A 17,879-nucleotide genomic window follows, 5' to 3' on the forward strand; every position below is an offset into this window, starting at 1 on the left:
CAGCCAGGTGTCGCTCGCCGCCGCGCCGTAATTCGAACAACTGGAGGAAAAGAGGAACCGCGCCACTCCCGCGGCCCGCGCCAGCCGGCCCAGCCGCAGGGTGGCCAGGGTGTTGATCCGGTGGGTCAGCGCAGGATCCAGATCGCCCAGCGGATCGTTGGACAGGCCGGCCAGGTGGATCACCGCGTCGATCCCCTCCAGATCCGCCGGGGTCAGATCGCGCAGGTCGCAGGACAGATGGCGCAGGGGCGGCAGCGCCTCGGGCTGATCGGCGGGGCCTGTTGCGCCGGCGAAGTCGCAGCCGCGATAGAGGTCGCAATCCAGCCCGGTCACCGCGTGGCCTGCCGCCCGCAGGCGCGGCACCAGCACCGTTCCGATATAGCCCCGGTGGCCGGTCACGAGGACATGCATGTCGGTCCCTCCTGGATCTGTGGCGCCGGGACCGGCGCGGCATCCGCCGGCCAGGTCTGCCAGGGCGCCTGCCCGCTGTCCCAGATCCGGTTCAGCGCGGCCCGGTCGCGGGGGGTGTCCATGCAGCGCCAGAAGCCCTCGTGACGAAAGGCCATCAGCTCTCCGTCCCGGGCCAGGGATTGCAGGGGGCTGCCCTCGAACAGGGTGTCGGGGCCGTCGACCCGGTCCAGCACGGCAGGGTCCAGCACGAAGAAGGCACCGTTGATCCAGCCCTCGGCGCGGGGCGGCTTCTCGCGGAAGCGGGCGACGCGGTCGCCCTCCAGGTCCAGGTGGCCGAAGCGGGGCGGGGGGCGCACGGCGGTCACCGTGGCCAGCCGCCCATGGGCGTGGTGAAACGCCACCAGGGCGCGCAGATCCACATCCGACAGCCCGTCGCCCCAGGTCAGCAGGAAGGGCGCGCCGTCCAGATCCGGCGCCAGGGCGCGCAGCCGGCCGCCGGTGTTCGTGTCGGCCCCGGTGTCGCGGGCACGCAGGCGCAGATGCGGGGGCAGGCCCGTCCGCGCCGGGCCGCCGGCGATCCAGTCGTGGATGATCCCGCCCAGATGGCCGGTGGCCACGGTGATGTCGGCAAAGCCATGGGCGGCGTAATGCATGAGGATATGCCACAGGATCGGGCGGCCGCCGATCTCGGCCATCGGCTTGGGCCGGGCGGTGGTTTCCTCCGCCATCCGCGTACCACGCCCGCCGGCAAGAATGACAACCTGCACGGGCCCCGTCCCCTGTCCTGTACACATCCGGGTCTAGGGGCATTGTTGACGTTACGCAACTTTTGCGCGGGTATCCGCGTGCCGGGCCGTTGCTTTTTCGCGCCACAGTCGGAATGGTCGGCGCACCGCCCGGCGCAGGAGGACCCATGCCCCGCATTTCCATCATCATGCCGACCTACAATGCCGCCGCCTTCGTGGCGGAGACGGTGCAATCGGTCCTCGGCCAGAGCTTTGGCGATTTCGAATTCCTGGCGGTGGATTCCGCCTCGACCGACGGCACGGTGGAGATCCTGCGCGGCACCGGCGATCCGCGGCTGGAGGTGATCGCGCTGCCCTTCGTCTGCGAGGCCCCGATCAAGCGGAACCTGGGGTTTGCCCGTGCGCGCGGTGATTACGTCGCCCTGGTCGATGCCGATGACATCATGATGCCCGACCGGCTGGCCCGGCAGCTGGCCTTTCTGGAGGCCAATCCGCAGGTGCATGTGCTGGGCTCCAGCTACATCACCTTCGAGGCGGGGCAACCGGACAAGCCGGTGATCCAGCCGGCGGAGGACGGGCTGATCAAGGCGCATTTCCTGTCGGTGGCGGGCAACGCGATCCATTCCCCCACGGTGATGATGCGCCGCGATTTCCAGCAGGCGCACAGCCTGAATTTCCGTGTCGTCCGCATGGGAGAGGGGCATCGGTTCTGGAACGATTGCATGGTGGCCGGGGCGCGGTTCGCCAATATCACCGATCCGCTGCTGCGCTATCGCAAGCATGGCGGCAGCCATGTGCGCCAGCGCCAGGAGGCCTATCGCACCGGCGCCACCCCGATCCGCGAAGAGCTGCTGACCCTGTTCTTTCCCCACCTGACCCGCGCCGAGGCGCGGCTGGTGGCCCGGCTGATGGAACGGGGGCGGGAGCACGAGATTTCCGAGCTTGCCACCGGCATCACCGTGATCGAGAAGATCACCGAGTTCCGCAACTGTGCCATGGGCGCGGATCGCGGCCGGGTGCTGCGCATCCTGGGCCAGGCCCATGGCCGGGCCAGGGACCAGCTGCGCCGCGCGCTTGGCGGCGGGGCGGGGGCCGGTCGGGAGGATGGCCGGGGGGATGGCGCTGGCCAGGGCGGGGCTGGGGGGCAGGCGTAGGGCCCGCATGCCCTTTGCCAGCTTGTCGCCAGCCGCAAGGGCGCCGGGGCGTGCGCGGTTCCGGGACAGGATTGCGGGGCGGGCTGCCGCTCAGCCGGTGGTGGCGGCGGCGCGCAGGGCGCAACGGGCCTCTTGTTGGGCGACGATGCGGTCGATCTCGGCCATGCCGCCCAGGGCGTCGATGAAGGCCCCCATGTGATGGGCATAGCGGCGGAACTTCTGGCGCGAGGATTGATAGACGGGCTGTTTCACCTGCCAGCGGCTGGCGGTGCGCTGTTCGGCGGCGCCGGGCGCGGCGCGGACATGGCCGACCTGCCCGGTCAGCCCCAGGTGATCCCACACCAGGCTCTGGGCGAAGTCGCGGTCCTGCACCAGGTTCTCGTAGCGCAGCTCCAGCAGCATTCCCGGCGGCAGCACCTGGCGCCAATGGGCCATGGCCCGGCGGTAATTGCGCCAATGCGCGGCGATGTCGGCGGGGCGGAATCCGTAGGGCACCGAGGTGAAGCGCTGGAAGTAGATCGACAGCATCACGTCCAGCGGATGGCGCATGATATGCAGCACCCGCGCCCGGGGCAGCACCCCGGCGATCAGGCCCAGGTTCAGGGCATTGTCGGGCAACTTGTCGGTGAAACGGTCGAACCAGCGCCGCGAGGTGTCGCGCACCGCGTTCAGGTAGCCCAGGCCGCTGCCGTGCAGTTCGGCCGGGGTCAGCCGGGCCAGGGTCGGGCCATGGCCCTGGCGGGCGGGGGGCAGGTCGTGGCGCTGCGCCAGGGCCCGGCCCATGGCCGGGATCACCGGCAATTCGCCCGCGGCGTGGACCTGGGGATGGGCGTCCAGCAGGCTTTCCAGCAGGGTGGTGCCGGACCGGGGCATGCCGACGATGAAGATCGGCGCCGGGCTGGGATGGCCGTATTGCTGCCGGTCGTGCAGGAAATCGGCGGTGCAGATCTCCAGCGTGCGGTCCAGGTCGCGGGTTTCGCCGTCGGCATCGTATTCCGCCGGCATCTGCGCATTGGCCTGTTCCAGCAGGGGCCAGGCATGGTCGGGGCGGTTCGCGTCATCCTGCGCCTTGGCCAGGGCGAAACACAGGAAGGACGCATCGCGGGGGGTGAATTGCCGGCTGCGGCCCAGTTCCTCCATCGCCGGGATCAGCGGATCGTCGGGGGCGAACCGGTGGATTCCGGCCAGGGTGTGATAGGCTTCGGCATAATCGGGTTGCAGGCGGATGGCGCGCCGCAGGTTCGCCTCGGCATCCTTGAAATGCCCCAGGGAGATCTGGATCGCGGCCAGGTTGTGCAGCATCGCGGTATTGCGCGGCCGGGCGCGGGCCGCCTGCAGGACCAGGGGGAAGGCCTCGGGGGTGCGCTTGCGCTCGAACAGGCCGAGACCGCGCAGGTGGATCACCTCCGGGTCGTCCGGGGCCAGTGCCGCGGCCTGGTCCAGCGCCTTGTCGAAGGCCTCGAATTCCCGCCGGGTCAGGCAGGCGGCCGCCGTGGCGATGGCGTCGGTGGTTTTGGCATCATGCGGGGCTGACATGCAATTGAACCCTTCCCTGGCATTGGGTAGTGATGGTCGGGAAAGACATTTTCAACAAAAGGCAGGATACCCAATGGCAAAAATCACCATTGACGGCAAGGAATACGAAACCGACACCATGACCGACGACTCGCGCCGCCAGCTGCAGAATGTCGCGTTCTGCGATCGCAAGCTGGACGAGCTGCGCAACGAGACCGCCGTGATCCAGACCGCGCGCAACGCCTATGCCCGCAACCTGGCGGATCTGCTCAAGTCCGAAGAGGGCTGACCCCCCCGCGATGGCCAGCGTCCGGCGCTTTACCACCTTCTACGTCGAGACGGAGGACCGCGTGCGGTTGTCCGTCGAGATGTCGGATGACCAGGTGCGCGTTCTCTGGCTGACCCGCCGGCTGCTGAACCGGCTGGTGCCATCGCTTCTGAAACGGTTGACGGCCCAGGCGGCCCTCGACCCCGCGCCGGCCCCCCGCGCCCAGGCGCAGGCCGCGCAACGCTTTACCCAGGCTGCCGCCGTCGGCGCGATCCGCCCCCAGAAGGGGGTGACGACGGGCCCCGGCTCCGGCGCCGCCGGGCCGGCCGGGTTCAGCGCCCTGGCCCATGGCGTCCGCGTCCGCCCCGCCGAGACCGGGCGCGCCCTGGCGCTGGACTTCACCGGCCCCGCCGAAACCGATCGCGCGGCAGAATCCGCTCCCGCCCCTGCTCCCCTTGTCACGCTGACCCTGCGGGAGGCCGCGCTGCGGCAATGGCTGGGCGTGCTGCATGGCCAATATGGCAAGGCCGGCTGGGCGGAACCGTTCTGGCCGGCCTGGATCGACCCCGAAGCGCCGCTGGCGGATCTGCGCCTGAACTGACGCAACGTCCCGTGGGGTGGGAGAATTACTATACATCCGGGCGCAAAGCCTGTATCAGCATCCGTGGCTTTGGATAGGAAAGCCGTGCATTTCGTGATAGTATTTTCGTCACCGCATGGCCTTCAGAAACGGATTGGACGATGCGTCAGAAAAATTCCTTGCAGATCGCATATTCCCGATTTCGGACCGCCTTTGTCGCGACCATCGTCTTCAGCTTCTTCGTGAACCTGCTGATGTTCGTCGGCCCGCTCTACATGCTGCAGATCTATGACCGCGTGCTGTCGAGCCGGAACGAATACACCCTCATCGCCATCTCCGCGATCGCCCTGGCCCTGCTGCTGGCCTACGGGCTGCTGGAATACACCCGGTCAAAGCTGCTGGTACGGGCCGGGCTGCATTTCGACGATGCCCTGGCCAATTCGACCTTCCAGAAGGTGGTGAAACAGCAGACGGCCCAGCCTGGCGGCACCTCTCACGTGGCCCTGGGCGATATCGACAAGGTGCGCGAATTCATGACGGGCCAGGGCATCCTGGCCTTCTTCGACGCGCCCTGGGTGCCGCTGTTCCTGGTGCTGTGTTTCCTGTTCCACCCGATGCTGGGCATCGTGGCCACGGGCGGCGCGGTGATCATCTTCTGCCTGGCGCTGGCCAATGAATTCGCCACCCGCAGCGAGTTGCAGAAAGCCGGCCAGGCGGGACAGGGGGCCGGGCATTTCGTCCAGACCACCATGCAGAACGCCGAGGTCATCCGCGCCCTGGGCATGGAACGCCAGCTGACCGACCGCTGGCTGAACCAGCATGACGCGATGCTGGACCACCAGGCCCGCGCCTCGGGCCGGGCCGGGCTGATCATGGCCTCGTCGAAATTCGTCCGCATGTCGTTGCAGATCGCCATCCTGGGCACCGGCGCCTATCTGGCGCTGCACCAGCTGATTTCGCCGGGCATCATGATCGCCGCCTCCATCGTGATGGGCCGTGCGCTGGCCCCGGTGGAACAGGCGGTCGGCCAATGGAAGCAATTCGTCGCCGCGCGCCAGGCCCACAAGCGGCTGCATGCGCTGTTCACCCAGGTCCCCGACGACGGGGAGCGGATCGAGATGCCGGCGCCCAAGGGCGAGCTGTCGGTGGAGAACCTCTTTGCCATGGTGCCGGGCACGCGGGACACCGTCCTGAAGGGCGTGTCCTTCTCTGTTGCCAAGGGCGAGATCCTCGCCGTGATCGGGCCGTCGGGATCGGGCAAGTCGACGCTGGTCCGCCACCTGGTGGGGGTGACGCAACCCGCCTCCGGCGCGGTGCGGCTGGACGGGGCGGAGATGCGGCACTGGGATCCCGAACAGCTGGGCCGGCACCTGGGCTACCTGCCCCAGGACGTGAAGCTGTTCCGCGGCTCCGTGGCGGAGAACATCTCCCGCTTTGCCGATGAGCCGGCGGACGAGGACATCATCAAGGCGGCGACCCTGTCGGGCGCCCATGACATGATCCAGAAATTGTCCCAGGGCTACGAGACCGATACCGGCGATGGCGGCACCTCCCTGTCGGGTGGTCAGCGCCAGCGCGTGGGCCTGGCCCGCGCCGTCTATCGCGAACCCAGCCTGGTGGTTCTGGACGAACCGAATTCCAACCTCGACAGCCTGGGCGAACAGGCGCTGATCTCCTGTATCCAGACGCTGAAGAAGATGGGCAAGACGGTCATCCTGGTGACCCACAAGACCAACCTGCTGGCGATGTCCGACAAGGCGCTGATGCTGGTCAACGGCCAGGTGGAGAAATTCGGCCCCACCCGCGAGATGTTCCAGCAGGCGCCGGCGGCCACCCCCGCCGCGCCGCAGCCCGCCGCCGCCGTGGCGGGGGGAAAGCCCGCGACCAAGCCCGCGGTCGTGTCCCTGGGCGCCGCACCGAAAGGGGGCGGCAAGGGCTGATCCGCCGCCCGGCCCCGTCCCGCCATCCCTTGCCGTCCCGCCATTCGCACGCGGGGCGGGAGATTCCGCCACCCACCCCGCAGGGAGCCTGCCACCATGGCCCGGAAACCGATCAAGAAACCCGCGACACGTCCGGTCATCCTGTTGGGGATGTCGGTGATCTTCCTGACGTTCGGGGTCTTCGGGGGCTGGGCCGCCGTCGCCCGGCTGGACAGTGCCGTGGTCGCCTCGGGCCAGATCTCGCTGGAGAGTAACCGCAAGGTGGTGCAGCATTTCGAGGGCGGCATCGTCGAGGAAATCCTGGTCAAGGAAGCCGACACCGTGGAGGAGGGCCAGGTGCTGCTGCGGCTGTCCAGTGTCGAGGCCCGCTCCAACGTGGAGATGATTTCCAACCGGCTGGACGTGGCGCGCGTGGTCGAGGTCCGCCTGCTGGCGGAGCGCGGCATGAAGGATATCCTGAACTTCCCGCCCGACCTGACCGACCCGGAGGCCACCTATGTGGTGCGCGCGGCGGTGGAGGACCAGGCGGACCTGTTCCGGGACCGGCAGTCGATCATGCAATCGCAAAGCAACATCCTGGCCAGCCGGGTCGAACAGACCCATGAACAGATCCACGGGCTGGAATTGCAGCGCTCCGCGCTGGAACGCCGGATCACCAATTACACCGAGATGCTGGACCGGATGCGCGATGGCGGCGAACGCGGCCTGATCGAGAAGAACCTGCTGAGCCAGCGCGAGGACGAGCTGATCCAGATCGAGGCGACGCTGGGCCAGATCATTTCCGAGATCGCCCAGGCCCGCAATGTCATCAGCGAGACGGAATTGCAGGCTCTGCAAGTGCAGCAGGAATACCGCGAGCGCGCCAATAACGAGCTGGAAGAGATCCGGGCCGAACTGACCGAATTGCAGGAACGGGCCAAGGTCGCGGGTGACGTGATGTCCCGGACCGAGATCCGGTCGCCCGGCAAGGGCACGATCCAGGATCTGAAGGTGCATACCATCGGATCCGTGGTACGCCCCGGCGACGTGCTGATGGAGCTGGTCCCCGAGAACGAGCAGCTGGTGATCAATGCCCGCGTCTCGCCGGTGGATATCGACAGCGTCACCCCCGGCCTGGCGACAGAGGTCCGGTTCACCGCCTTCAAGACCCGCCTGACGCCGATCATGCTGGGCAAGGTGCAATCGGTCTCCAACGATGTGATCACCCCCGACAACCCGAACGAGACCCCCTATTACCTGGCCCGGATCGACGTGGAGAAAGTCGAGGTTCCCGAGGAGATCGAGGGCCGCCTGACGCCGGGGATGCCGGCCGACGTGATCATCACCACGGGCGAACGCCGGGTGGTGGATTACATCGCCTCCCCGCTGATGGACGCGATCCGCAAGAGCCTGATCGAGGAATAGCGCCGGGCCGCTCCGGCGCGCGCGCCGTCAGATCGGCGGCCCGGGAGGGGCGCTGGCCGGAGAATGCGCGAGGATGCGAAAGGGGCCGCGCGGGCCCCTTTTTCGATGCGGGTCCGGTGCTGTTCCGGGGGGATGTTCCGGGCGCGCGCTGCGCGATCCCGCGCCATCCGCCATCCGCCACAATCCCCGGGCCGCTGCCGGGGTGTCATGCGATGAGGTGGAAATCCTCGAAATCGGAGCGGAACCCGATGATGGAGATCACCTTGCCGTCGCCGGACAGCCAATCCATCTTCATGGTTTCCCCGGCGGCGCTGTTCAACGCGTCATTGTCCAGCAGCATGATGCTGTTGCCGGCAAAGACCAGATCGGCATCCTGGGCATCCGCCAGCAGGTGCAGGAACAGGTCGCGCGCCTGGATGGAGAATTCGCTGTTCACGAAGGCGGGGTAGTCGATCATCGTGTCGCCGGGGGACCCGGACGCGGGCAGGGCGGCGGTATCGGTCCCGGCCAGGGTGTCCGGGCCGTTGGAGGCGGTGCTGTCCGTGCCGGTGCCGGTCGTGCTGCCGACCAGGCCGTAATCCGTCAGCAGGTCTTCGGTGACCTCGAAACTGGCTTGCACGGTCTGGCCGCCAAGGCTGAATTCCTTCAGCTCGAGGCTGAAGATCTTGCGGATATCGGCGATCGTCAGGGTCGGTGCGGGGGCGGGCAGGTCCACGGTCTCGGCCTTCTCGGAGGCGGCGGTGTCGACCTTGGCGTCCTGGCGGGTAGGGGCGGGATCGGTGGTGCGGGGCGCCGCGGGTTCGGCCCAGTCCGGCAGCGCCGTCTTGGCCATGCGCGGGGTGGCGCCGCTTTCGGGGATATCGGCGATCATGTCGTCGGGCCCGGCGGATTTCAGACTGTCGGCAAAGCCGCGGGTGTCCAGCATGGCAGTCATGTCGGGCGCGTCGGCCTCCGTCATGGCGGCGATCATGCGCTCCGCGTCGTCGGCTTGCGTGTTCAGCAGCAGGTCGATCACGTCGTCCAGCGCCTGCATCAGCATCTGTCCGGGGCCGCTGGCGGCCAGCTGCGTGGCGTCGTCGCCGTCCGGCCCGGCCGGTCTGTCGGGATCGCCGTCGAAAAGCCGGGCCAGCAGGTCACCCAGCCCGGCATCGCCCAGCCGCAGGTCGGTGAAGGCGCTGTCGGACATGACGCCCATGCCGATGGCTACCGCGCTCAGCCCCAGGGCATAGCTGTTCTGCCCGAAGATCATGCTGCCCTGACTGCCGCCCTGGCCGTCGCGATGGGTCAGGGCGTCGGTTTCCAGCCCGGCGGCGGTGGGGCGCAGCAGGTCGCTGTCCGCCTCGTTTGTCAGGCCGGCGCGGGCGGCGATTTCGACCGGCAATCCCGACAGGGTGGCGGCGGTCCCGTCTGCATCCGGGGTGGCGGCCGCGTCCTCGCCGGGGGCCAGCAGAACCAGTTCGTCCGAGGCGATGAACAACGTCCAGACCAGCGCGGCCAGCAAGGCGGAGGGATGCAGGAAGACCGCCCCGCCGCGCTCCAGCCGGATCACCCGGCGGTCTTCGGTCGCGGGGTCGTTGTCCAGCGCGCGGCCGGTAAAATCGGCGATCAGGTCGTTGAAATTGCGCCCGCGCAGGGGGGTGCGGATGTTCGGACTGTCCAGCAGGTAGGCCCCGTCCATCCGGCACATGTGGATGAACACGTCGCCATCCAGCTTGCAGAAGACGAACCAGGGCTCCCCCTCGTCGGTGAGGCCGCGATCGACCTCGTTGGGGACGCCGGCGGCATCGAGAAGCCGTTTGACCCGGAAGAGATCGGCCAGTTCCTGGTTCGACCAATCCCGCACCTGGCGATTCTGCGGCGCCGCCTCAAGCGCCGGAAGCCGGATATCCGCGCCCGCCCCGTCAAAGGACAGGGTGTCGCCCCCGTCCTGGAGGAAATCCCCGGTCGAAGTGCTGCCGTGCCGGCCTGGGAATTGGACGATCTGGACCATGGACGGGCCTGTCTCCGCGCGTCGGGTGTCTGTCTGGCCCGGGGATCGGTGATCCGGTCAGGCCTCCGGGGGGTGGCTCAGGCGGATTCTTCTTCGAAGAGGATCCGGTAAGTCGAGGGTTCGTAATAGCTTAGCAGGCGCTTCACGAAGCTGCGGGGATCCTGGTCCAGCGCCCCGGCCCATTCGACGTAGCGATGGGCGGGAATCTTGCCGCGACCGTTCTCCAGCTGCGAGATGAAGGTGTAGTAATCCAGCGAAAGGCGGTCGGCCAGGTCGCGTTGCGACAGGCCGGCGGTCTCGCGCAGCTGCTTGAGCCATTGGCCAAGGGCGGCGCGCTGTTCCTTGCTTTCTTCGGGCGTTGTCTTGTGCAGTTCGGCAAGCATGTCTTCGTGTCCTCGTGTGGCAGCTTCAGAGGAAGGCGCCTTCCGGTCAGGCGGGTCGGAAGGTGTGTTCAGTGCTCCACTATATAGCACCGCGCCCCGGCTGGCAATTCTGGATGGCGCCGCCCCGCCGGTTTTACGGTTCCGTTTCGGCGGTCGGGCGCTGTCCCGCATGGGTTCCGCGCCGTCAGGGGTTGCATCTTCAGATGTTTCTTTCACAGCAGAATTCTCGTTTGACGTGTAACACCCTTTTGCCATTTCTCCACCCGCAGGCCTATGGTCGGATCGGAAAATTTTGATTAACCCTGCGGCAAGATGCTGTTTTCGTGATCTTTCCCAAGGGGCAACGTGTTGCAGCCAAGTTGAAATCTCGCTTGTCCTGCAAGGTAGAAGTGCCCCTGGCGCTGTCGCAAGTGCAGCCGGGCAGGGCACGGCTCAGCTCCGTCTCGGCCAGGATGATCCGACGGCGATCTAGGAAAAGGTCAGCCGTGTGCCGACTTGTCGCGCAAGCACATGCGCAGCGGCCACCGTCTTCATCTTGCTTTGAGGGCAGAGTGACACTTCTGTTTTGCGCATGGGTGACACTCCTGCTTTGCGTACACCTCATCAAAAGATCGATCGGCTAATCAACGTTATGTTAAATATTTTTCCGACCGGGCCTTCGCGACCTCGGCCAACAGCCTGCGCCATCCGGCGTTGAAGGCCGCTTCGAGATGGGCGGGACCGGGTCTGAGGTCCAGGGCATGTCCCCGGGGTGCATCGTCTCCGGCGCGGGGCGTTCCGGTGCCCTCCAGGGTGGCGAGAGCGGCGTGCCAACCATCGACATCGGGGGCGGCGACCGGCCGGGCGCCCAGCGGGATGTGATCGCTCAGCCCGTCGACGGGGTTGATCAGCAGGGTGCGGCCGGCGGCCAGTGTTTCCACCGCGACCAGCCCATAGGGTTCCCAGCGGGAGGGCATGGCCACGACGTCCACCGCCGACTGGGCGGCCACCGGGTCGGCAAAGCCCATGAACCGGATGCGCGGATCTCCCCCGGCCAGCTGGCGCAGGGCGGCCTGTTCGGGGCCCAGCCCGTAGACATGCAGGGCCAGGCCGGGATCGGGCAGCCGGCGGAAGGCGGCGATCAGGATGTCAAAGCCCTTCTGCCGGTCCAGCCGCCCGATGGCGCCGATCACCAGCCGGGGCGCGCCGGGCACGGGCTGGTCCGGAGCGGGGGGCCGGACAGGCAGAGCGCGAAAGGCCGACAGGTCCACGCAGGGGCGGATGGTGGCGATCGCCTCGGCCCGTACCGCGCCGCTGCGCACCAGCCATTGCGCCTGCGGCCCGCTGACCGCGACCACGCGGTCGAACAGGGCATAGCATTGGTGCAGCATGGCCCGGAACCGCGCGCCGTGGCGCATGTTCTCGGCGACGAAGGCGGCGGTGTGGTGATGTTCGACATGGACCATCGGAAGACGCCGCTGCCGGGCCCGCATCAGCGCCAGCATCGGCAGTTGGCGCCAGCCCAGCCGCAGGTGCGAGACGATGACATCGGCCTCCAGCCGCGCAGGCAGCAGCCGGCCCCGGGTCAGGACTTGCAGGTGGTGGGTGACCCCCTGCCCCGTTCCGCGTCCGCGCAGCAGGTGATCGATCACCCGCATCACGCCGCCGGCGGTGGTGTCGTCGACCAGGTGCAGCACGCGCATCAGAGGGCCTCCGCCCGGCCGGAGATGTGCCGCCGCAGCCCGGTCAGCCTCTGCATCGCGGCGCCCGCGCAACGCCCGCCGCAAAGGCTGAGCGCGGCCGCTCCCGCCAGGGTCAGCGCAGAGCTGGCCGGCGCCTCTATCAGTGGCCGGCGCGAGGTGGCCAGCCAGCGGCGGGCCCAGTTGCGGGCCGCGGGGGGATCGGCGCGCCGGATCGCGTCCCGGCACAGCGTGCGCATCCGATAGGCCCGCGCCGCCGGGGCATGGGCGGCGAAGAACGCGGGGTTCAACGGTGTCAGCTTGGCCACCATGCGATCCCAGGCGGCCAACTGGCGATCGGCCTCTCCGGCAGCGTCCCCGGCGGGGGCGTTGGTCGGGGCGCCGGCGGGGGTCCGGACACGGGTCAGCCGGCCGGGGAGGCCCTCGAACTGCCAGCCGGTGGTCAGGGCGATGCGCAGCCAGCCCTCGGTGTCCTCGGGCTGGCGGAAGGTTTCGTCGAAATACCAGGTGCGGTCGGGATCCTGGCGGGGGCGGTGGGCGATCTCGTCCAGCACCGCGCGGCGCAGCACCGGGCCGGACCCGGCGCTGATCGGGGGGTGGCGCAGCATGGTGGCGGCGGTGAGGCCGGTCAGGCGCGGCCGCCGCGCCCCGCCGGTCAGCCGGGCGGCGGGGGCGATCAGGGTCGCCCCGGCGAAGCTGACCCCGATGCGGGGGTTGGCCTCCAGGTGGGCGATATGGCGGGCCAGTTTCTCGGGGTGCCACAGGTCACCGGCGTCGCAGAACCCGACATAGGCGCCCCGCGCGGCGGCGATGCCGCTGTTGCGCGCGCCCGCCAGCCCGCGATTGGCCTGGCGCAGGACACGGATCCGGAGGTCGGCGGCATGGCTGCGGGCGATCCGCGCCGTTGCATCGGAGGAGCCGTCGTCGACCACGAGGATCTCGTAATCCGGCCAGCTCTGCGCCAGCAGGGCAGCCAGGGTTTCAGGCAGCAGGTCCTGGGCGTTGCAGGCGGGCAGAATGATCGAGGCAAAGGTCATGACAGGCGGACTTTCAGGCGGAAAACCAGGGGGGTCAGGACGACAGGCAGGCCGACGACCCCGCCCGTCCAGGGCGCGGACGCCGGGCCGGAATCGCCCCCGGCGCGGGAGGCCGTAGCGGGCCGAGGAACCCGACCGGGCTGCACAGCATCCCGATCACCGCGTGGTGCAGGGTCACCGCCCGGCCCAGGCCCAGGCGGTGCGCGCGATGGGCCAGGTGGCGGCGATGGCGGGCCCGGCTGCGCAGGCTGGGGGTGACGCCGAAACAGGCGGCGGTCTCGATCGCGCGGCGGCGGTTCTCGTTGCTGTTGTCCGGCGTGGCGGCCAGGTCGTCGGCGCAGGCGCGGCACCAGCCGTGCAGCGCCGCGTCGCCGACCACGCGGGCGCCGCCACCGACCAGACGGACCATCCATTCCAGGTCGCCGCCGCCGGGGATGGTGGTGTCGAACCCGTAGCTTCGGGCCAGAACCTCCCGGCGCAGGGTCAGGTTGGACAGGGAGCAGACGGGATTGTCGCCCAGCAGCCGGTCGATGGTCAGGTCGCCCCCGGCCACCGGGGAATGGCCGCGCGTATCGGCGGGGGTGTGGGCGAACAGCCCGACCCGGCCATAGGCGGCGTCGATCGCGGGGTCGGCCAGGATCTGCACCAGGCGGGCCAGCTTGTCCGCCTGCCACAGGTCGCCCGGCGCGCAGAAGGCGACAAGGCCGCCGCGGGCATGGTCCAGCCCGGCGCTGTTGCGCGCCATGGCCAGGCCCTGGCCGGGGTTGCGCAGCAGCCGGATGCGGGGGTCGTGCTGGGCGGCGGTGGCGATCAGGACCGGCGTCCCGTCGGTGGCGCCGTCATCGACGCAGATCGCCTCCCAATCGGTGAAGGTCTGCAGGCTGAGGCTTTCCAGCGTGTCGAGGATCGTCTCGGCGTCATTGCCGCAGGGCAGGACGATGGTGACGGCGGGGGGCGGGGCGGTCCGGGTCTCGGGGGTGATGTGGGCAGCATCGGTCATGGGATCAATCCTTCTGACGGGAGCCGGATCCGGCGCGGGCAAGCAGGGGTGCCCGGCGGCGGGAGAGGGAAAATCCCGCCGCCGGAACAAGGAGAAGTGTCGCCAACAGCAGCAGCGGCAGGACCGAGGAGAGGGTCAGGGAGGAAGACATGTCGTGGCGCTCCTTCGTTGGGACACCACCTGTCTAATCGCCCCCGCCCGCCCCGTCCCGGACGCCACGGGAGGGGGGCACAGGACAAGCGCGCCGTCCCCTACCCCGACGGATAGGTCAGGGGGAATTTTCCCCCCGCGGCGGGGTCTTGACGCGGAACAGGGCGTCGGCAAGGGGCCGGGTTGGCGGGATCGGGCGGGGCGACAGGGGTGCCGCGACAGGGCGCCGGGGTGCCAGGTGACAGGGTGCCAGGTGACAGAATGGCAGGTGACGGGGATGCGGGTCGGCGGGGTGACAGGCGGGGCGGGAAAAGGGCCGGTGCCCCGGCCAGGACAGCCCCCGAAGCGGCGCCGCCGGCGAGAACACCGGCCCGAGGGGCGGCCGAGGAGGGCGAAACGGCGACCGGAACAGCGCGGCATGACGGGCCGGGTGCCGCGTGGCGAAGAACGCGCGGCCAGACCTGCGGGAGATGTTTGCAGGCGATGCTTGCGGGCGGTGTTTGCGGAGGTCGGCGGCTCAGCCGTGCAGCCCAGGGACCGGCCGGCGCTGCGCCCGGTGTCGCGATCCTGCCCATCGAGGGGAGCGGCCGGGGCGGCGCCCGCCCGCATGCGGCCTTGGGCGCGCCTGTGGTCCGAGCTGTGGTGCCAGTCCGGCTGTCCCTCTGCTCACCCTTTGGGCGTCTCCCCCCTCTCGCCGTCTCCCTGAGGGGCGCCTCGCTGGGGGCGGTGGCGGGAAGATCGCCGCGCCGGACCCGGCCGGGCCTTGCGCCGAAGCGGCGGGCGCGCGGAGGCCCTGCCGGTCAGGTGCTGATGGCGCGGGACAGGGCCGTGTGGGTGGCGGCCCAGCTGGCCGGCAGGGCGGCGATGCCCTGTTGCAGGGCATCGGGCTGGTTGCGGCGCGCGGCGGCTTCCACTTGCAGACAGGCGGCGCGGAACCGCGCGGCGCCCAGGGTGGCGGCCATTCCCGCGACCCGGTGGGTGCGCGCGGCGGTTTCCACCAGGTCGCTCAGCGGATCGGGCGCGTTCCCGGCGTCGGGGTCGGGAGAGAGATAGGCCAGCAGGTCTTCGGTCTCCCCGGCGAAGCGCGCCAACAGGCCCTGAAGGGGGGCGGCGCCCAGGGTCTCGTGCAATTCGGTCATGTGGCGCGGATCGACAAGGGGCGGGGCATCGGGATGGTCCTCTGCCTCTGCCTCTGGCGATGCGCCTTCCTCTGCCGTCGTCGGGCCGTCGCCGGCCGCCACCGGGGAGGCCGGATCCGGGCGCGCGCCCGTTTCAGACCGGTCTCCCCCCCCCGGCCCCTGCGCGGCGGGCTGCCCGCCTGCCGCTGCCGGACCCGTGTCCGCCTTGACCCCCCGTGCGGTCTCCGGGGTCTCCTCCTCGCCCTCCTCCGGCACGCGGTCGGGGCCGAGATGCGTGGCCAGCATCCGCGCCAGCGCCTCCCGCGAGAGCGGCTTGGTCAGGATGTCGTTCATCCCGTCGGTGAGAAAGGCGGCCTGTTCCTCCGCCAGGACATTGGCGGTCAGGGCGATGATCGGCACCCCGGCACAGGGCCCCTGCCCCGCCCGGATCGCGCGGGTCGCGCCGCGCCCGTCCAGCACCGGCATGCTGATGTCCATCAGGATCAGGTCGAAGCGCTGGTCGCGGGTCACGTCGACCGCCTGCTGGCCGTCATGGGCCTCCGTCACGCGGTGCCCGGCACGGCCCAGCATCTCCCGCGCGACGACGCGGTTGATCTCGTTGTCCTCGACCAGGAGGATGTGACAGGGCCGGACCGGGGCCGGCGTCGCTGATCCGGTCTCCGCCACGGCACTGTGCGGGGCGGCCGTCTCTGCGGGGATGGCCGATTGCGCGGGGGCGGGATCGACGGGCAGGCGCACCCGGAAGGTGCTGCCCCGACCCGGCGCGCTGTCCACGTCGATGCGCCCGCCAAAGGCGCGGGCAAAGCGCTGCGCGATCCCCAGCCCCAGCCCGGTGCCGCCGACCTGCCGGTCATAGGACGTGTCGCCGGTGGTGAAATCGTCGAAGATACGGCCCTGAAGTTCGGCGGTCATGCCGATGCCGGTGTCGCTGACCCGCACTTCCAGCTCTGACCGGTCGCCGACCAGCCCGGGCGCATGCAGCATGGCGCGGATTTCCACCCGGCCACCATGGGTGAACTTCACCGCGTTGCCGATCACGTTCATCAGGATGTGTTGCAGCCGGTCGCGATCGGCCAGGATCCAGTCGTTGGAGCTGCCCTCCCAGGCCCAGGTCAGGATCGTGTCATTGGCCGAGGCGGCGCCGCCCTGGTTGTCGACGATGTCCTGCAACAGCCGGCTGACCCGCATCGGCACCGGGTCCAGCTGCAATTTCCCGGCGTCGTACTTGGTGATGTCCAGAACGTCCGAGACATGGCGCATCAACAGCTTTCCAGAGGTGATCATATGCCCGACATACCGCTCCTGCTGCGCGCTGAGCGGGGTATCCTGCAACAGCGACAGGTTGCCCAGAAGCCCGTTCAGCGGGGTGCGGATCTCGTGGCTCATGGTGGCCAGGAACTCGGTCTTGGCCTTTTCCCCGGCCAGCGCGCGGTCGCGGGCCTTGACCAGCTCCTGCTCCGCGCGGATGCGGTGGGAGATGTCGCGCAGGAAGGCGATGAAGATCTCCCCTTCCGCCGTCTGGGCGGATTGCACGGCGAATTCCACCGGGAAGACCTCGCCATTGGCGCGCATGGCCTCCAGCCGGACGCGGCCCTTGCCGACGACGCGAGGGGGCTCTCCGGCGCGGATGCGGCGCATCCCCGCGTCATGGTCGGCGCGCAGGTGGTCGGGGATGATCAGGTCGCCCAGGTCACGGCCGATCGCATCGCGCGCGGCATGGCCGAAGATCTGTTCGGCGGCGGCGTTGAAATCCAGGATATGCCCGCGCGCATCGCTGACGATCACCGCGTCCAGGGCGGTGCCGGTCACGGTGTTCATCCGGCGTCCGGCTTCGATCGCCTCGGTCCGGCGACGGATGTTCAGCGCGTTGAGCCGGCTGAGATACAGCGCCAGCAGCAGCAGCGTCAGCACCAGAAAGATCACCCCGCCGGCCATCTGCAACAGGGTGACGGAAATCCGCTCGCGCCGGGCATCGCTGTCGCGGGCAAAGAACTCCAGCCCCGAGTTGGACAGCGCGCGCACATGCGGACGCACCAGATCGGTGCGCGCCGCCAGCTCCGGCAGCGCGGCCAGCAGCGCCGGGTCGGGACTGTCGATCAGCGGCACGCTGCGGTCGAGAAAGGATAGCACGATTTGCAGGTTGCGCGAGAATTGCGGCACGCCGCGCAGATCCTCGTAGATGGAGGCCTGCCGCAGGGTGCTGACCCGGCTGTAGAAGATGTCGTATTCCCGGCGCAGCGTATTCAGCCCGGCGGTGTCCTCCACCTCGTTGATGAAGGAGCGGAATTCCAGGAATTCCACCTCTGCCTGGGACAGGGTCCATTGCACGTTGTCGGAACTGGCCGAATTCAGCAGCCGCAGGTCCCGCGCCACATTGGCGCCCAGAAAGGCAAGGGCGCCCATCCCGAGGGCGCCCAGCAGGAAGGACAGCAGTATTCTGCGGCGGACACGGGTGCTGTTCGTCGACATCGCGGGTTCCCCTC

Annotated in this window: 15 protein-coding genes; 5 read left to right on the plus strand and 10 right to left on the minus strand. The window is 69.2% G+C overall.

Going from position 1 to position 17,879, the window contains the following annotated elements; all coding sequences use genetic code 11:
• Both G5A46_RS19410 and G5A46_RS19415 read right to left on the minus strand, forming a co-directional pair.
• Positions 1 to 411: NAD-dependent epimerase/dehydratase family protein (locus G5A46_RS19410; RefSeq protein WP_163852269.1), on the minus strand; the 411-nt coding region annotated here is incomplete at its 3' end.
• Entirely contained in the window at positions 396 to 1,178 is a 783-nt protein-coding gene (locus tag G5A46_RS19415; protein WP_163852271.1) for a sugar phosphate nucleotidyltransferase, read from the minus strand. The genes G5A46_RS19410 and G5A46_RS19415, both read right to left, overlap by 16 nt.
• Before the next feature lie 146 nt (positions 1,179 to 1,324).
• On the opposite strand from G5A46_RS19415, the gene G5A46_RS19420 reads away from it, so the two are divergent.
• Positions 1,325 to 2,311: a glycosyltransferase family 2 protein gene (locus tag G5A46_RS19420; protein ID WP_163852273.1), complete on the plus strand. Its 987-nt coding sequence runs from the start codon at positions 1,325 to 1,327 to the stop codon at positions 2,309 to 2,311.
• Positions 2,312 to 2,401: 90 nt separating this feature from the next.
• On the opposite strand, the gene G5A46_RS19425 is transcribed toward G5A46_RS19420, so the two are convergent.
• Positions 2,402 to 3,847, minus strand: a complete 1,446-nt coding sequence (locus G5A46_RS19425; protein WP_163852275.1) for a tetratricopeptide repeat-containing sulfotransferase family protein — start codon at positions 3,845 to 3,847, stop codon at positions 2,402 to 2,404.
• Positions 3,848 to 3,920: 73 nt separating this feature from the next.
• Here G5A46_RS19425 and G5A46_RS19430 point away from each other — a divergent pair, with 73 nt between their 5' ends.
• From G5A46_RS19430 to G5A46_RS19445, 4 genes are all read left to right on the plus strand, one after another.
• On the plus strand, positions 3,921 to 4,115 hold the full coding sequence (locus G5A46_RS19430) for a DUF6447 family protein (protein WP_163852277.1): 195 nt from the start codon (positions 3,921 to 3,923) through the stop codon (positions 4,113 to 4,115).
• Between the two features lie 10 nt (positions 4,116 to 4,125).
• On the plus strand, positions 4,126 to 4,695 hold the full coding sequence (locus G5A46_RS19435; RefSeq protein WP_163852279.1) for a hypothetical protein: 570 nt from the start codon (positions 4,126 to 4,128) through the stop codon (positions 4,693 to 4,695).
• Positions 4,696 to 4,835: 140 nt separating this feature from the next.
• Entirely contained in the window at positions 4,836 to 6,614 is a 1,779-nt protein-coding gene (locus G5A46_RS19440; RefSeq protein ID WP_163852281.1) for a type I secretion system permease/ATPase, read from the plus strand.
• Between the two features lie 96 nt (positions 6,615 to 6,710).
• Positions 6,711 to 8,018 carry an HlyD family type I secretion periplasmic adaptor subunit gene (locus G5A46_RS19445; protein ID WP_163852283.1) on the plus strand — a complete coding sequence of 436 codons (1,308 nt, stop codon included), beginning with the start codon at positions 6,711 to 6,713 and terminating at the stop codon, positions 8,016 to 8,018.
• 205 nt (positions 8,019 to 8,223) lie between these two features.
• On the opposite strand, the gene G5A46_RS19450 is transcribed toward G5A46_RS19445, so the two are convergent.
• The 7 genes from G5A46_RS19450 to G5A46_RS19480 all read right to left on the minus strand — a co-directional run bounded on the left by G5A46_RS19450 (position 8,224) and on the right by G5A46_RS19480 (position 17,865).
• Entirely contained in the window at positions 8,224 to 10,008 is a 1,785-nt protein-coding gene (locus G5A46_RS19450; RefSeq protein ID WP_163852284.1) for a hypothetical protein, read from the minus strand.
• A gap of 77 nt (positions 10,009 to 10,085) precedes the next feature.
• Positions 10,086 to 10,391 (minus strand): helix-turn-helix domain-containing protein, encoded by a 306-nt coding sequence (locus tag G5A46_RS19455; RefSeq protein WP_163852286.1) that lies wholly within the window; start codon positions 10,389 to 10,391, stop codon positions 10,086 to 10,088.
• Between the two features lie 629 nt (positions 10,392 to 11,020).
• On the minus strand, positions 11,021 to 12,073 hold the full coding sequence (locus G5A46_RS19460) for a glycosyltransferase family 4 protein (RefSeq protein WP_163852289.1): 1,053 nt from the start codon (positions 12,071 to 12,073) through the stop codon (positions 11,021 to 11,023).
• Positions 12,073 to 13,107, minus strand: a complete 1,035-nt coding sequence (locus G5A46_RS19465) for a glycosyltransferase family 2 protein (protein WP_163852290.1) — start codon at positions 13,105 to 13,107, stop codon at positions 12,073 to 12,075. The genes G5A46_RS19460 and G5A46_RS19465 overlap by 1 nt, the downstream gene beginning before the upstream one ends.
• A 34-nt stretch (positions 13,108 to 13,141) precedes the next feature.
• Positions 13,142 to 14,107: a glycosyltransferase family 2 protein gene (locus G5A46_RS19470; RefSeq protein ID WP_163852292.1), complete on the minus strand. Its 966-nt coding sequence runs from the start codon at positions 14,105 to 14,107 to the stop codon at positions 13,142 to 13,144.
• Between the two features lie 4 nt (positions 14,108 to 14,111).
• Complete coding sequence (locus G5A46_RS19475) at positions 14,112 to 14,258, minus strand: hypothetical protein (protein ID WP_163852294.1); 147 nt, start codon at positions 14,256 to 14,258, stop codon at positions 14,112 to 14,114.
• Positions 14,259 to 15,057: 799 nt separating this feature from the next.
• Entirely contained in the window at positions 15,058 to 17,865 is a 2,808-nt protein-coding gene (locus tag G5A46_RS19480) for a PAS domain-containing hybrid sensor histidine kinase/response regulator (RefSeq protein ID WP_163852296.1), read from the minus strand.
• Between the last annotated feature and the right edge of the window lie 14 nt (positions 17,866 to 17,879).

The sequence above is a fragment of the Pseudooceanicola aestuarii genome, from assembly GCF_010614805.1.
Taxonomy (GTDB): domain Bacteria; phylum Pseudomonadota; class Alphaproteobacteria; order Rhodobacterales; family Rhodobacteraceae; genus Pseudooceanicola; species Pseudooceanicola aestuarii.

Excerpts from the sequence above, each read along its gene's own strand:
- G5A46_RS19460 (WP_163852289.1), bottom strand. The coding sequence starts at position 12,073 with ATGCGCGTGCTGCACCTGGTCGACGACACCACCGCCGGCGGCGTGATG.
- G5A46_RS19445 (WP_163852283.1), top strand. The coding sequence starts at position 6,711 with ATGGCCCGGAAACCGATCAAGAAACCCGCGACACGTCCGGTCATCCTG.
- G5A46_RS19420 (WP_163852273.1), top strand. The coding sequence starts at position 1,325 with ATGCCCCGCATTTCCATCATCATGCCGACCTACAATGCCGCCGCCTTC.
- G5A46_RS19440 (WP_163852281.1), top strand. The coding sequence starts at position 4,836 with ATGCGTCAGAAAAATTCCTTGCAGATCGCATATTCCCGATTTCGGACC.
- G5A46_RS19425 (WP_163852275.1), bottom strand. The coding sequence starts at position 3,847 with ATGTCAGCCCCGCATGATGCCAAAACCACCGACGCCATCGCCACGGCG.
- G5A46_RS19470 (WP_163852292.1), bottom strand. The coding sequence starts at position 14,107 with ATGACCGATGCTGCCCACATCACCCCCGAGACCCGGACCGCCCCGCCC.
- G5A46_RS19455 (WP_163852286.1), bottom strand. The coding sequence starts at position 10,391 with ATGCTTGCCGAACTGCACAAGACAACGCCCGAAGAAAGCAAGGAACAG.
- G5A46_RS19450 (WP_163852284.1), bottom strand. The coding sequence starts at position 10,008 with ATGGTCCAGATCGTCCAATTCCCAGGCCGGCACGGCAGCACTTCGACC.
- G5A46_RS19435 (WP_163852279.1), top strand. The coding sequence starts at position 4,126 with ATGGCCAGCGTCCGGCGCTTTACCACCTTCTACGTCGAGACGGAGGAC.
- G5A46_RS19430 (WP_163852277.1), top strand. The coding sequence starts at position 3,921 with ATGGCAAAAATCACCATTGACGGCAAGGAATACGAAACCGACACCATG.
- G5A46_RS19480 (WP_163852296.1), bottom strand. The coding sequence starts at position 17,865 with ATGTCGACGAACAGCACCCGTGTCCGCCGCAGAATACTGCTGTCCTTC.
- G5A46_RS19465 (WP_163852290.1), bottom strand. The coding sequence starts at position 13,107 with ATGACCTTTGCCTCGATCATTCTGCCCGCCTGCAACGCCCAGGACCTG.
- G5A46_RS19475 (WP_163852294.1), bottom strand. The coding sequence starts at position 14,258 with ATGTCTTCCTCCCTGACCCTCTCCTCGGTCCTGCCGCTGCTGCTGTTG.